The 13,942-nt window shown below is 72.3% G+C and carries 12 protein-coding genes and 1 pseudogene; 8 read left to right on the top strand and 5 right to left on the bottom strand.

Annotation, left to right across the window (positions count from 1 at the left end; translation table 11 throughout):
* Positions 1-112: 112 nt before the first annotated feature.
* Both ACIBA9_RS02950 and ACIBA9_RS02945 read left to right on the top strand, forming a co-directional pair.
* Positions 113-712: a TetR/AcrR family transcriptional regulator gene (locus ACIBA9_RS02950; RefSeq protein WP_393900752.1), complete on the top strand. Its 600-nt coding sequence runs from the start codon at positions 113-115 to the stop codon at positions 710-712.
* The gene (locus ACIBA9_RS02945; RefSeq protein WP_399359558.1) at positions 709-2,292 is read left to right on the top strand and encodes a glycerol-3-phosphate dehydrogenase/oxidase; all 1,584 of its coding nucleotides are present in this window, start codon (positions 709-711) and stop codon (positions 2,290-2,292) included. Before ACIBA9_RS02950 ends, ACIBA9_RS02945 begins: the two co-directional genes overlap by 4 nt.
* Positions 2,293-2,422: 130 nt before the next feature.
* On the opposite strand, the gene ACIBA9_RS02940 is transcribed toward ACIBA9_RS02945, so the two are convergent.
* Positions 2,423-3,874 carry a WGR domain-containing protein gene (locus ACIBA9_RS02940; protein ID WP_399359557.1) on the bottom strand — a complete coding sequence of 484 codons (1,452 nt, stop codon included), beginning with the start codon at positions 3,872-3,874 and terminating at the stop codon, positions 2,423-2,425.
* A gap of 287 nt (positions 3,875-4,161) precedes the next feature.
* Between ACIBA9_RS02940 and ACIBA9_RS02935 the strand changes: the two genes are divergently transcribed.
* From ACIBA9_RS02935 to ACIBA9_RS02915, 5 genes and pseudogenes are all read left to right on the top strand, one after another.
* Positions 4,162-4,509, top strand: coding sequence for a hypothetical protein (locus ACIBA9_RS02935; RefSeq protein WP_399359556.1), 348 nt, complete (start codon positions 4,162-4,164; stop codon positions 4,507-4,509).
* A 245-nt stretch (positions 4,510-4,754) separates the two neighbouring features.
* Positions 4,755-4,958 (top strand): annotated as a pseudogene (locus ACIBA9_RS02930) (hypothetical protein); the annotation flags it as partial.
* Positions 4,959-5,200: 242 nt separating this feature from the next.
* Positions 5,201-5,650 (top strand): spore-associated protein, encoded by a 450-nt coding sequence (locus ACIBA9_RS02925; RefSeq protein WP_399359555.1) that lies wholly within the window; start codon positions 5,201-5,203, stop codon positions 5,648-5,650.
* A 298-nt stretch (positions 5,651-5,948) separates the two neighbouring features.
* Positions 5,949-8,153 carry a SpoIIE family protein phosphatase gene (locus ACIBA9_RS02920; RefSeq protein WP_399359554.1) on the top strand — a complete coding sequence of 735 codons (2,205 nt, stop codon included), beginning with the start codon at positions 5,949-5,951 and terminating at the stop codon, positions 8,151-8,153.
* A gap of 151 nt (positions 8,154-8,304) precedes the next feature.
* Positions 8,305-8,811, top strand: coding sequence for a carboxymuconolactone decarboxylase family protein (locus ACIBA9_RS02915; protein ID WP_399359553.1), 507 nt, complete (start codon positions 8,305-8,307; stop codon positions 8,809-8,811).
* A gap of 82 nt (positions 8,812-8,893) precedes the next feature.
* On the opposite strand, the gene ACIBA9_RS02910 is transcribed toward ACIBA9_RS02915, so the two are convergent.
* On the bottom strand, positions 8,894-9,526 hold the full coding sequence (locus ACIBA9_RS02910) for a TetR family transcriptional regulator (RefSeq protein WP_399359552.1): 633 nt from the start codon (positions 9,524-9,526) through the stop codon (positions 8,894-8,896).
* Positions 9,527-9,706: 180 nt separating this feature from the next.
* Here ACIBA9_RS02910 and ACIBA9_RS02905 point away from each other — a divergent pair, with 180 nt between their 5' ends.
* Positions 9,707-10,492 carry an SDR family NAD(P)-dependent oxidoreductase gene (locus ACIBA9_RS02905; RefSeq protein ID WP_399359551.1) on the top strand — a complete coding sequence of 262 codons (786 nt, stop codon included), beginning with the start codon at positions 9,707-9,709 and terminating at the stop codon, positions 10,490-10,492.
* A gap of 48 nt (positions 10,493-10,540) precedes the next feature.
* On the opposite strand, the gene ACIBA9_RS02900 is transcribed toward ACIBA9_RS02905, so the two are convergent.
* The 3 genes from ACIBA9_RS02900 to ACIBA9_RS02890 all read right to left on the bottom strand — a co-directional run bounded on the left by ACIBA9_RS02900 (position 10,541) and on the right by ACIBA9_RS02890 (position 13,924).
* On the bottom strand, positions 10,541-11,506 hold the full coding sequence (locus tag ACIBA9_RS02900) for a pyridoxal-phosphate dependent enzyme (RefSeq protein WP_399359550.1): 966 nt from the start codon (positions 11,504-11,506) through the stop codon (positions 10,541-10,543).
* Positions 11,507-11,817: 311 nt separating this feature from the next.
* The gene (locus ACIBA9_RS02895) at positions 11,818-12,561 is read right to left on the bottom strand and encodes an SDR family NAD(P)-dependent oxidoreductase (protein WP_399359549.1); all 744 of its coding nucleotides are present in this window, start codon (positions 12,559-12,561) and stop codon (positions 11,818-11,820) included.
* 196 nt (positions 12,562-12,757) lie between these two features.
* The gene (locus ACIBA9_RS02890) at positions 12,758-13,924 is read right to left on the bottom strand and encodes a hypothetical protein (protein WP_399359548.1); all 1,167 of its coding nucleotides are present in this window, start codon (positions 13,922-13,924) and stop codon (positions 12,758-12,760) included.
* Positions 13,925-13,942 lie beyond the last annotated feature (18 nt).

The following is a 13,942-nucleotide window of genomic DNA, read 5'->3' as shown; positions in this document are numbered from 1 at the left end:
GGTCGGTGCGCGCGGCGGCCCCGCGGCCGTGCCCCGGGCGGCGGAGGCGGTCTGCGGTTTCCCTGCCGCTTCCGTCCGGCGTCCGGCGTCCCGGCGCGTTACACTGTGACACATGGCGCCTATTCGTCACAACGGTTCGGACATCGATCATGTGCTCGACGCGGTACGCGACTGCGTGCTGGCCGTCGGCGTACGCCGTACCACCCTCGCCGACGTGGCCCGCCGCGCCGGCGTCTCCCGGATGACGCTGTACCGGCGCTGGCCGGACCTGCGGACCCTGGTCGGCGACCTGATGACCCGCGAGTGGATCGGCGTGGCCTCCCGTGCGATCCCCGAGGCCACCCCCGGCAGCGGCACGCGCGCCCGGATCGTGGACGGACTGGTCGCCGGAGTCGAGGCGTTCCGGGCGCACCCGCTCTTCCGGAAGATCGTCGACGTCGACCCGGAACTGCTGCTTCCGTACATCCTCGACCGGCGCGGCGCGAGCCAGGAAGCGCTGCTGGAACTGCTCGCCGATGCCGTGGGCGAGGGGCACGCGGACGGCTCCGTACGCCCCGGCCACGCCGGACGGCAGGCCCGCGCCCTGCTGCTGACCGTGCAGTCCTTCACCCTGTCCCTGCGCACGATGACCGACGAGGACGATCCGGAGTACGACTCCGCCGCCCTCCTCGGCGAGCTGCGCACCCTTCTGGAGAGGACCCTGACGCCATGAGCCACATCGAGGCCGCACCCGGCTCGTCCCTCGGCGCGGCCCGGCGCACCCGGGAGCTGGCCGAGGCCACGGACGGCAGGGTCGCCGACGTCCTGGTCGTGGGGCTCGGCGCCACGGGGGCCGGCACCGCCCTGGACGCCGCCGCCCGCGGCCTGGACGTCGTCGCCGTGGACGCGCACGACCTGGCCTTCGGCACCTCCCGCTGGAGCTCCAAGCTGATCCACGGCGGGCTGCGGTATCTGGCCTCCGCACAGTTCGACGTGGCACACGAAAGCGCGGTCGAGCGCGGTGTGCTGATGACCCGTACGGCACCGCACCTGGTGACGGCGCGGCCGTTCGTGCTGCCGCTGACGCCGCTGGTGTCCCGGGCGCAGGCCTCACTGGCGTGGGCCGGGTTCCGGGCCGGGGACATGCTGCGCCTGGCGGCCCGGACACCGCGGCAGGTCCTGCCCGCCCCGCGCCGCCTCTCGGCGACCGAGGCGCGGCACCTGGCGCCCGCGGTCCGCGCGGCCGGGCTGCGGGGCGGACTGCTCTCCTGGGACGGCAAGGTCACCGACGACGCCGGCCTGGTGACCGCCCTGGCCCGCACGGCCGCCGGGCACGGCGCCCGGGTACTGACCCGGACCAGGGTGCTGCGGCTGACCGGGACCGGCGCCGTGATACGCGACGAACTCACCGGCGAGGAGGGCGAGATCAGGGCCCGGGCCGTGATCAACGCCGCCGGCGTGTGGGCGGGCGGTCTCGTCGACGGCATCCGGATACGCCCCTCCCGGGGCACCCATCTCGTACTGCGCTCGGAGCGGCTCGGCGCCCTGCCCGCCGGTCTGCACATACCGATCCCCGGGGAGACCAACCGTTTCGTCCTGGTCCTGCCGCAGGGCGACGGGCGGGTCTACGTCGGCCTCACCGACGAGCCGGTGGACGGCGGGATACCCGACGTGCCGGAGGTCCCCGAGACCGACATCGGCTTCCTGCTGGACGTGCTCGGCTCGGCCCTGGACGTCCCCGTGGCCCGGGACGAGGTCGTCGGCGCCTTCGCCGGACTGCGCCCGCTGCTGGACACCTCCGGGCACGACGGCACCGGGGGAACACCGGCCCGCACCTCCGACATCTCCCGCCGGCACGCGGTACTGACCTCGCCCGACGGTGTCACGACGGTGGTCGGCGGCAAGCTCACCACCTACCGGCGGATGGCCCAGGACGCCGTGGACGCCGCGGCCGAGGCCCGGGGGCTGCGCACCGGCCCCTCCCCCACCGCCACGCTGCCACTGGTCGGCGCGGCCGCCCCGGAGCGGCTGCGCACACTGCCCGCCCCCGGCAGGCTGATCCGCCGCTACGGCACCGAGGCCCTGGCGATCCACGCGCTCGCGGAACACGACCCCGCGCTCGCCGAACCGGTGCTGCCGGGCCACCCGGTCACCCGTGCCGAACTCCTCTGGGCGGTCCGTCACGAGGGCGCCCTGGACGAGTCCGACCTCCTGGACCGCCGCACCCGCATCGGCGTCGTCCCCCACGACCGCGACCAGGCCCTCGCCACCGCCCGGGAGGTACTGGAGGAAGCGACGGCCGTACGTCCCTGAGCGGAGACGGGACAGAGCGGGGCGCCCGTCCCGACGCCGATAACCGGCCGCGGTGAGCCCCCGACGGGAACGGTACGGGCAGCAGGCACGGCCCCTCTACCGGGGGAAGGGGGCGCCGGTTGACGTCCCGTCACAGCAGGCGTCGGATGTCGCCGCGGACTCGGTAGAAGCCGCTTGCCGCGGGGTGCAGGGCGTCGACGACGTAGCGTGCGCCAGGCTCGCGTATCGCGCGGGGGAACTGCACCTTCCAGGAGGACTCGTAGCCCTCGGAGACGACGTGCACCCGCAGCCGGCCGGCGTCCTGGACGCACTCGACGACGACCGCTCCGGCCGGCGCCCGGGTCACGGTGGCCAGCGCGGCCACGGCCGTGGCGGGGGCGTAGGTCGGCAGGGCGGCGGCGAGCTTGACGTCCCGGGCGACCGGAACCGTGCCCTGCTGGGCGGCCGAGATGGCCGTCTCACTCGCGTCCACGCACACCAGTGAACCGTCCGTGGTCACCAGGTACAGACGCTCGTCGCGGTACTGCATCGACAGCGCCGAACCCCCGCCCGTGCCGAGCTTCCACAGCCGTGTGCCGTCCTGGGCGAAGCAGTACACGGAGGAGGCCGCGTCACCGGCGAACACGAACCGGCCGCCGGGCGAGGTGGCACACGAGTACACCGCGCCGTCGCAGGCGTACGTCGCCTCGATCGCACCCGTCGCCTTCGACAGCCGCTGGACCACTCGGTGCGCGGTGCCGGCGTACACGGAGTCGTCCTCCTGCCAGCCGAAGAGCACACCGCCCCGGGTCCCGGTGTGCCACAACTCGCCTCCGCCGTCTGGGGCGTAGGCGGTGACGCCCTGGTGGTGGCCGTGGTAGACGGCGCGGTCGTCGGCACGGACCATCCAGGCGTGCTCGCCCCGGCCGCGACGGGCCCACTGGTGTTCGTCCTCGTGGTCGATGACGGTGAGCCCGCCCTCGCGGTCCGAGACGTTGAGGATGCCCTCGTGGATGTCGAGCCAGAAGATGTCGACGTCCGCGGCTATGTCGTACGCGGCGAAGGGCAACTTTGCGGAGAGGTCGTAGACCTTGCCGTCGTCACAGCCCGCGTAGATCCAGAAGTCGTCGGCGACCAGGCACTTCACGCCGTCCGGCAGACTGAACCGGGCCAGGACGGCACCCTCGTGGTCCAGGGTGTAGACGTCACCGGCCTGGTTGCCCACCCAGCAGCGGTCGTCGTCCACATGGATGCCGAACGCCGCCGAACCGGTGCGGAAGCGCCACAGCACCGGCGCCACGGCCCGGGCGGTGGACGGCGCGGAACCGACCTGACGGCGGGTCACCGACCGCGGGGCGCGCTGCCCCTGGACGGCCGGGGCATATCCCTTGCGGACCTTCTCCCCCAGCTTCTTCGCGGCGGCGGCCTGTGCCTTGGCCACGGTAGGGAACGATGTCGTCTGGGTCTGTCCGTCCGCGCCGATCCGTCCATACCGCACCGTCACCGTCAGGCCGTCGACGGTGACCTCGTAGAACTTGTGGGCGCCGGCGCCCTCCTGCGACAGCTCCAGATACGTCGTCGAGACCGCGGACGCCGTGGCCATGGCAGACCCCTCCCCAGGACGGACCCGCGGCCGCTCCGGCAGGTCCTCTCACTGCTCGAACCGTAAGGGGAGCCACTGACAACGGCCCCTGCCCCGGGACGGGGATGCGGGCAGCGGACGCCGACGCGTGTGCCCGTGGGCCGATCGGGTGAGGGTGGATCGATTCGCCAGGCGACCGGCGTCCCGCAAGGCACGGTCCTGGGAAGGGTGACTTCCGCACACCGGCGCCGACCTTGCCGGACAAGGCGGCCGCGTGCCCCCGCTTCTCGTGAAGGGACACCCTTTCCATGCGTCTGCGCAACACCGCGTTCGCCGCCCTCGGCGCCCTCGCCCTGGTCCTGGCCGTTCCCGCCTCCGCGTCCGCCGCGCAGGGACGGTTCGAGTACACCTACGCCGGCCTGGACGGCAGTCCCCGCATCGCAGTGCTGGACGACCCGGTGAGCGGGGAATGCCTCACCGTCCCCGAGGCCGCGGACCCCGGATCCAGCTCTCCGGCCCACTCGCCGCGCAACCGGACCGACGCGTTCGCGACGGTCTACACCGAGCCTGACTGCACGGGAGACTCGTTCACGCTGCGCCCGTTCACCGGACGCGGCAGCGAGCGTCTGAAGCTGCGCTCGGTCCGCTTCAGCTGAGTGCCGAGGTCACCGTCCGGCCGGACGGGCTCCGCCGGCGCTCGGCAACGGGGGCCCACGCCGTGTCCCGGGCCGTCCGGCCGGACCCGACTGCCGCCCCGAGGGTGGGTTGCGGGTCCCGTCGTCCGATGTGGGTGAGCGGCGGGGCCATCAGTGTGTTCCCAGGCGGTGTCGGGCGGCCGACCCAGGCCGGGTTGGCCATGCTGGCCGGGAGCGGCACCCTTTCAGGCGACAAGGAGCGCGGTATGTCGACGGATGCGGTCGGACGATTCCTGGCGGCCCTGGACCCCGATCACCGGGAGGCGATCGGCGCCAGACCGCGCCAGGAGCAGGAACGGCTCGCGGCGGCCTGGGAGCGCGAGTTGGAAGCGGACGACGAACTCGACACCCTCGACGAGCTGTCCCCACCGGCGGCGGAGGCCGAGGCCGCCCGCCGCGTCCTCGACCGCGGCCCCTGGGGCGCGGAAACGCCCGCGGAACCATCGGGACGACGACGCGGAGAAGCGCACGGAGAAGAGTGAGGGGGGTGGACTCCTCTGGGGGAGGCGCTCCCAGGCGACGGCCTGGCCGCGGTGCGCGACGGCGGCAGACCGGGACGAGGGGCCGTCCAAGGGACCGGTACAACCCTTCGGGCGGGTCGCGTGTCACACAAGACAGGAGCAAACGTCTCCAAGAGTTACAAGGGGGAAATATGATGATCGCTCGTTCCGCCCTGGCCGTAGTGGCGTCCGCGGCCGTGTCACTGGGCGCCGCGACCGCGCTGGCGGCACCCGCCTCCGCCGCACCCAACACCACCGCGCAGAAGGTCTGCGGAAGCGGCTACAAGACCGTGAACTCGGCGGCCGTCGGTTCACTGGGCACCGTCTACCTGACCTACAACGCGGCGACCGGCAAGAACTGTGTCGCGACCATCCGCAGCACTCCCGGCGCCGCCGTGGCCATGTCCGCGTGGATCTACGTCTCCGACACCGACCAGGGGGACCAGGACTACGGGCAGTACACGTCGTACGCCGGCCCGGCCCGCGTCAGCGGAAAGGGCCACTGCGTCGACTGGGGCGGCGCCATCAAGAACGTGAACGTGCAGGTGTCGGGGTCCAACTGCGGCACCCTGAAGGAACACAGGGTCACCTTCACCCACTGACCCAGGACTGCCGCGTACGGGGCGCGGCACCGCCCCGAATTCTCCGGGCAGTGTTGTCACGCCCAAGTGGGCGTATTGTCCGATATGAGTGACGCGCGGTGCGTCCGGTGCGTCGCGGCCTCTGGTGCTCCCTGGGGCCGCGGCGGGCTGCCGCGCCGGAGCGGCGGGCCAGGGCGCTGTCGGCGGACCGGGCGGCCCTCACCGCCGTCCCGGGCGTCGGTACGGCCGCGGCCGCCGCCCCCGGTCGCGTCGGGCGGGTCGGAGATCTCCGTCCGGCGCCCGCACCCGGAGGTGAAACGTGTCCCAGTCGGCCACGGGTTCGCCCTCACCGGACATCGGTCCGGACACGCTGGGTGCTGCCCTGACCAGGTTCACACGCACGACCGGCGCCTACGCCGGCGCGGTGTATCTCCTGTGCCCTGACGACCCCGACGAACACGACGACGACCCCGAAGGCCCCGGCGTCCACGGCGTCCCCGACGTCCCCGACGTCCCCGACGGGCAGATGTTGCGGCTCGCGGTGCTGAGCGGAGTCTCGGCGGGGATCGCGGCACCCTGGGCGCGGGTGTCGCTGGCGGCCACGACCCCGGTCAGCGACGCGGTACGGGAACGGCGCCTGGTGTGGATCGGCGGTCAGGAGGAGCTGGCGCGCCGCTACCCACGGCTGGCGCTCGTCCTGCCGCATCCGTTCGTCATGGCCGCCGCCGCGATCACCACGGGACCGAAGGTGTGGGGCGGACTGGTGCTGCACTGGTCCAGTGCCCACCCCTCGACACTGAGCGCGGCGGAGCGAGAGGCGATCGCGGACGCCTGTCATCACCTGGCCCTGCTCCTGCGGCAGGCGGCGCACTGCGGGCACCCGGTGGTGGCAGGCCCCGAGCCACGCATCCTGCCCCCGTCGCGGAACCGCACCGCCGGGGCGGCCGAGGCGCAGGCCGCGGTCGACTTCGCCGAGCGACTGCCCAGCGGCTGCTGCGCCCTCGACCCGGACGGCCGGATCACCTTCGTCACCACCGCCGGCGCCGACCTCCTCGGCGCCGGTATCCCCGATCTGCTGGGCGCCCGACCGTGGGAGGCGCTTCCGTGGCTGGACGACCCCGTCGCCGAAGACCGCTACCGGGCCGCGGCGCTCAGCCGCCGGCCGACGTCCTTCACCGTCCTCCGCCCGCCGGACCAGTGGCTGTCCTTCCACCTGTATCCGGACGCGTCCGGCATCAGCGTGCGGATCGTCCCCACCCCCTCGGCCGACGCCGAAGACCCTCCCCGGCTGCTGCACCCCGCGCCCGCAGCGGAACCCGGCCGGGCCGCGGCCCTCCACCACCTGATGCACCTCGCGGCCACCCTCACCGAGGCGGTCGGTGTGCGGGACGTGGTCGAGAGGGTCGCCGACCAGATCCTGCCCGCCTTCGGCGCCCAAGCCCTCGCCATGATGGCCGCCGAGGACGGCTGGCTGCGGATCATCGGCCACCGGGGCTACCCCGCCGGCCACGTGGACCGTTTCGACGCCACCCCGCTGACCTCCGGCACCCCCACCGTGCGCGTCCTGACGACGGGCATCGCCGAATTCTTCACCGGCCTCGCCGACCTGCGGCAGGCCTACCCCGACATCGACCCGCGGGACGGCATGGCGGCGTGGGCCTGCCTCCCGCTGATCACCTCAGGCCACCCCGTCGGCTCCCTGATCCTCGCCTACGACCGGCCGCACCCCTTCCCTTCCGAGGAACGCTCCGTCCTCACCTCGACCGCCGGCCTGATCGCCCAGGCGCTGGACCGCGCCCGTCTCTACGACGCCACGCACCAGCTCGCGCACGATCTCCAGGCCGGTCTGCTGCCCCACGCCCTGCCGCGCGTCCCCGGCCTGGACGTCGCCGCCCGCTATCTCCCGGCCAGCCGGGGCATGGACGTCGGAGGCGACTTCTACGACCTCATCCGCCTGGACGGGACGACGGTGGCCGCGGCGATCGGTGACGTCCAGGGCCACAACGTGCAGGCGGCCACCCTCATGGGGCAGGTCCGCACCGCCGTCCACGCCACCGCCGGCGCACCCCCGGGCGAAGTCCTCGCCCGCACCAACCGGCTGCTGACCGATCTCAATCCCGGTCTGTTCACCAGTTGCCTCTACGTCCATCTCGACCTCACCGGGCACCGGGCCCGCCTGGCCACCGCCGGCCATCCACCGCCGATCCTGCGCCACCCGGACGGACACACCGAGATCCTCCGCCCGACGCCGGGACTCCTGCTCGGCATCGAAGCCACCGCCGACTACCCCACCACCGACATCGTCCTGCCCCCCGGCTGCGTACTCGCCCTGTACACCGACGGGCTCGTCGAAGCGGCCGGAGTCGACATCGACGAGGCGATCGCCTCCCTCGCCGGACAGCTCGCCCGTGACCGGAGCCGGAGCATGGACGACCTCGCCGACGCCCTCGTCGGCGACGTCCGACGGTCCGCACCCCGCATCGACGACATCGCCCTGCTTCTGATCAGCCCGACGGCCTCCTGACCGGGCCGGCGGACGCCTGACCGGGCCGGCGGGCGGCGTTCGCGCGAGCGACGGACAACGGACGCGCCTTGATCACCGGTCCCTGTCACATCTCCTCGACGGGATCCGTCAGAGCAGTGACCGCAACGGGGAGACGAAGGGAAACACGACGATGACCGCACGTTCGATCACTGCCGAGGTGCCGAAGGGTCCGCGGATGCCCCGGGACCCCTCAGCGCTCGTCCCCGAGCTGGCCGAGGTGTCGGCGGCGCTGTTCAAGGCGACCGGCAACCGCTCGGTGCCCCGGAGCACCATCAGCCTGGTGCAGCTGCGCGCCGGCCAGATAGTCGGCAGCACCTATCTGACCGTCCTGCACACGGGTTTCCTGCGCAAGGCCGGGGAGTCGGAGGAGCGGATCACCGCGGTGTCGTCCTGGTGGGACGCCCCCTGCTTCACCGGTGCCGAGCGTGCCGCGCTGGCTCTGGTGGAAGCCGTCCTCCAACCTGCCGCACAGGGTGAGCGGGTGTCCGACGAGCTGTACGCCGAGGTGTCCGGGTACTACGACGACACGGCGCTCACCACCCTGACCCTCGCCATAGGCCAGGTCGGCTTCTTCATTCCCATCGCCCTGATCGCCAAGCCGGTCCCCGGGCGTGCGTTCACCGACCCCTGGGCGTGACAGCGGCGGCGTAGAGCCCGTCCCGATCCCGGTCCGCGGGACGGGCCGGGTCGTGGGTGGCCTGGTGCCGGGCCCGGCCGGTTCAGCTCCCGGACAGCAGGTCGCCCCCCACGAGTCGGCGCAGGCAACGGATCGCGAGCGCGGCCGGGGACCCCTCGCCCGTGGCACCGGCTTCCGTGGCGGCCCAGGTCTCCAGCGCGATCCGGATCGCGTCCGTGGCCGCCGCCGCGATCAGGCGTACCCGCAGCGCGTCGAGGCGTTCGTCCGCGAGCCGTGCGATGACGGGGACCAGCCGCTCCTCGGACTCCTGGTTCACGCGGTACCAGACGGCGCGCAGTGCCGGATCGTCGGCCGCCGCCCGCAGCAGGCCCCGGGTTCGCAGCAGGGCCCGGGCCGCCGCCTCGTCCGGCGCCGTGAGCGACTGCTCGACGGCCGTCTCCAGCGTCCGGGAGAGTTCGGCTCCGGGCTCCGCCGCCTCCAGCAGGGCACGCCACCGGTCGGCCCCGTCGGCGAGCAGCGGGCTGACCGCGTCCTGCTTCGAGCGGAAGTAGCGGTAGAAGGTGCGCAGAGCGACCCCAGCATGCCGGGCGATGTCCTCGGCGGTGGTCGCGTGGGGGCCCTGTGCCGCGAAGAGCTCGGCCGCCGCATGAGCGATCTCGAGCTGGGTGGCGGCCTTGCGGCGCTCGGTCAGAGAGGAGGGCGGCCTGGTGCTCACCCGAGAAGGGTACGACCCTCCGACACCGTTCGGCATGACTTGCCGCAATGACAAAACGTGCCACTTAGGCGTAGCGTGAAGCTAAAGGAGGGCCGCCGGCGGTATGACCGGCGCCTTACAGGCGACCAGCCCGCCGGGCCGGACCGAGGAACGACAGAGGAAGAGATGACCCTCGAAACGATGAACCGCTACGAAGGCCGCCGCGTCCTGATCACCGGAGGCGGCTCGGGCATCGGGCAGGCCACCGTGTTGCGCGTGCTCTCCGAGGGCGGCACCGTCGTGGCCGCGGACGTGAGCGAGCCGGGCCTGAAGGACACCGTGCGGAAGGCCGGCGCGGACGGTGACCGCCTCTCCACGCTCGTCGTCGACATCGCCGACGAGACCTCCGTACGGACGGGGGTGGCCGCGGCGATCGCCTCACTCGGCGGGTTGGACGTGCTGGTCAACGCGGCCGGGATCCTGCGGTCCTCGCACACCCGTGAGACCAGCCTCCAGGACTTCACCCACATCCTGCGGGTCAACCTGGTCGGTACCTTCCTCGTCATCCGGGAGTCCCTCCCCGCGCTGCTGGAAGGTCGTGACGCGGCGGTCGTCAACTTCAGCTCCACCTCGGCGGTGTTCGCGCACCCCTACATGGCGGCGTACGCGGCGAGCAAGGGCGGCGTCCAGGCCATGACCCACGCCCTCGCCGCCGAGTACGCCCGGCAGGGCATCCGGTTCACCGCCGTGCAGCCGGGCTCGATCTCGTCCGGCATGACCGACGGCAGCGGTGCCAGCGGCCAGAGCGCGGGCCCGGGGCTGCCCGCGGACGCCGACATGGGCCTGTTCGCCAAGCTGTCACCGGCGCTCGGCCAGGGATTCGCCGGCCCCGAGACCGTGGCGTCCGTGGTGGCCATGCTCGGCTCGCGGGACGGGAGGTTCATCACCGGAACCGAGATCCGCGTCGACGGCGGCACCCACTTCTGACCGCCGTACGGCACACTCGCCACGCCCCGGGAATCGCTGCGCGGCCCGTCAGCCGCCCACGAGTCGAGCGAATCGCGCGGTGTCGATGTTGCCGCCGGAGGCGATGACGCCGATACGGGGCGCGGGGTCGAGGCGCCCCGCCAGGAGTGCGGCCAGACCCGTGGCACCGCTCGGTTCGAGGACGATCTTCAGGCGTTCGAAGGCGAAGCGCATGGCGTCGACGATCTCCGCGTCGCTGACGAGGGTGACGGCGTCCACCAGGCGCTGGTTGATGGCGAAGGTGATCTTGCCGGGGGTGGGCAGGGCCTGCCCGTCGGCGATCGTGTGCGGAACCGGCACGGTGACGCGCGTACCGCTTTCCAGGGAGCGCTTGGTGTCGTCGCTCTCTTCCGGCTCGACACCGATGATCCGCGTCCCCGGGTGCAGCGCCTTGGCCGTGATGGCGCTGCCCGCGACGAGTCCACCTCCGCCCACGGGTACGACGAGGGCGTCGAGCGGCCCGGTCTCCTCGAGGAGTTCGAGGGCGGCGGTGCCCTGGCCGGCGATGACGTGCGGATGGTCGTAGGGCGGGAGGAGGGCCAGGCCGCGCTCCCGCGCCAGCGCCTCGCCGAGCGCGGTACGGTCCTGGGTGTAGCGGTCGTAGGTGACGACCTCGGCGCCGTACCCGGCCGTGGCCTGCCGCTTGGAGCCGGGGGCGTCCTCGGGCATCAGGATGACGGCCCGGGTGCCCAGTTCCCGTGCGGCCAGGGCGGTGGCCTGGGCGTGGTTGCCGGAGGAGTAGGCGGCGATGCCCTTGGCCAGCAGCTCGGGCGCGAGCCGGGCCGCCGCGTTGTAGGCGCCGCGGATCTTGAAGGCGCCGGCGCGCTGGAAGTTCTCGCACTTGACGAACACCTCGGCGCCGACGCGGGCGTTCAGGGTGCGGGAGGTGAGGACGGGGGTCCGGTGGGCGACGCCTTCGAGGCGCGCGGCCGCCTCACGGACGTCGTCGAACGTTACGGGCGGCACGGCGGCCATGGCGTGGTCCTCTTTCGGTGTCTGGGCGTGCGAAATCCTGCTCCGGTGCGTCCTGTTCGGGTCCGTCCGGCCGGGCCCCTCGGTATGGCCGGAACATGCCAGAACAGCTTCGCATCAGGACACTAGGCCAGGCAGAACCGGGCCAGGAACACGTGAGACTCAAAATCGGCCGGTCAGGGCCCCGATGAGCCGGGAATCTCTTGGCCGAGTCCCCGCTTGACCATCTCCGCGAGGGGCTGCTGATGTCCCCACCGGCGCAGCGTTCGTGTGGCACGTCCACGGCCTCCAGGCCCGGACGCACGCTCACGCCCTCACTGCCGGCTCTCCCGGTCCCGCAGCCACTGTCCGAACTCGGCGGCGACGATGCGCTCGTCATGTACGCCGGCTGCGTCGTCGGAGGCCAGCCAGACGATGGGCGGGCCCATCACCGCGGGCCTCAGGAACCCATGACCCTCGGGGACGGCGTCCTGGGGCAGCATCCCGGTGACCGTCGCGCCTCCGGGCAGCAGCAGGTTGACGGTGACGCCCGTGCCCCGCAGGTCGGCCGCCATGATGCGGGACAGCGCCTCGCTGCCGGCACGCGACGGCCCGTAGGGAACGAAGCCGGCGCGTCGCATGGTCGAGTGGTTCATCGAGATGTTGACGATGCGGCCACCGCCGGATGCCAGCATCCGTGGCGTGATCTCGCGGGCGACCAGGAAGTAGCCGGTCAGGTTGGTGTCGATCACCGCGCGGAAGGCGTCCGACGGTACCTCCCAGAAGCCCTGCGGCTGTGTCATGAAGCGCGGGTTGACCGTGCGCATGCCGATGCCGGCGTTGTTCACCAGCATGTCGACGCCGCCGAGCCGCGACCACGCTCGGTCGACGGCCCCGGCCACCGACGATTCGTCGCGCACGTCCATTTCGAGGCCGGTCGCCCCCGGCAGCCCCGCGGCGACGGACTCCGCACGCTCGCCGGACCGCCCGGTCAGCGCGACGGAGGCTCCTGTCGCGGCCAGGGCGGAGGCCATGGCGAGTCCGAGTCCGCTCGTCCCGCCGGTCACCAGCACCTTCATCGGATCACCTCGGTACCCGCGGCACGGCGATGATGAGACGGCGCAAGGAACCCGACTATCGGATTGCCAGACGATGTCCGTGGCTCCGGCACGCCGCAACGGGACGGGCCCGCCAGGCGGAGTGCGCTCCGGCGGCGTACCGTCCGGGTCCCCGTCGGCTTCCGACGCGAAACAACCCGGCACCGATCGATCGGAGTCACTTCGAGGGCTGGTCACCGTGGTCGTCGTGGAGCGTGTCGCGACGTTCCTGTTCGCGCTTGGAGAAGGCGGCTGCCCGAACCGCCTCCCCGCTCTCCAAGCCCGACCCCAGCGCGCCGCCCACCGTGGCGACCGAGGCGACGAACCATGACAACGTCCAGTAGTCCACGGGCTGCAGCGGACTTCGTGTCATGGAGGCGAACACTCGGCCGTTGAGGATGAACAGCGCCCACACCAGGTTGACGACGATCAAGCCTCCGTAGCAGACGATCACCCCGATACCCACGGTCAGGACCGTCGAGGCGTTGTAGAGACTCGTCCTCTTCCTGTCCTCCGGCGAGGCGTCTTTCGATCGATGCCACAGGTGCGCGTCCACGATCAGCCAGCCGATCATGAGCGCGATGGACCCGACCATGGCGATCACGAGGCGCACAGTACTCAGGGCCTCGGACAGGCTCCAGATGGTGGAGTTCACGGTGGCGATGGCGCCCGTGGCGAGTGCGGCCGCCAGGCCTTTCGACAGACCCGGCACCAACCGCCACGGCCGGTTGGCGCGGACCATACCGCCGAGCACCCTCAGGTATCCGCGCGGCCCGCTGACGACGTACCGCAGATCCGTGATCTCCCCCTCCCCGATCGGGTCCGCATGGACAGGCGCGAAACGACTGACGAAGCGTCCCAGCGGCTGACGCCGGGGAGGCTCCCCAGCCCCGGTGGATCGCGGACTCGCCAAGCTGAGCACGGTTTCCTCCACCGCCCGCATGGCCCTTGTCTGAAGACGCAGGCCCCCCAGCGGAGGAAGTGACAGCAGCGCCAAGCCGTGTTCATGACTCAGATCCACCACGACCTTGTGCCCGTGCGAGTGCAGCGGAAGGTCGGTGAGGGCCACGACGATGTCCCAGTTCTCCGTACGCCTGCGGTCCATGATCCGGCGCATCAGCGTGGACAGGTCCTCGGTCCCTGCGGTGAAGGGCTCACTGACCACCTCCACGTGGAACCGTCGTCCCCGGCCCGACTTTCTGGCGAGCCGATCGGGAAGTATTCGGGCTATGTGCTGCGCGATCTCCGTCGGCGCGTCCGGATCCGCCAGGAGAGCCACGACAGTGACGTTCTGCGACGACTCCCGCATGACCGGACCCTCCTCGTCGGCTGCCCCGGCGCTCACCAGTGCCCAAAATGTCCC

This window comes from Streptomyces sp. NPDC051452, from assembly GCF_044454765.1.
Classification (GTDB): Bacteria; Actinomycetota; Actinomycetes; order Streptomycetales; family Streptomycetaceae; genus Streptomyces.
This window is presented reverse-complemented; position numbering and strand designations above follow the sequence as displayed.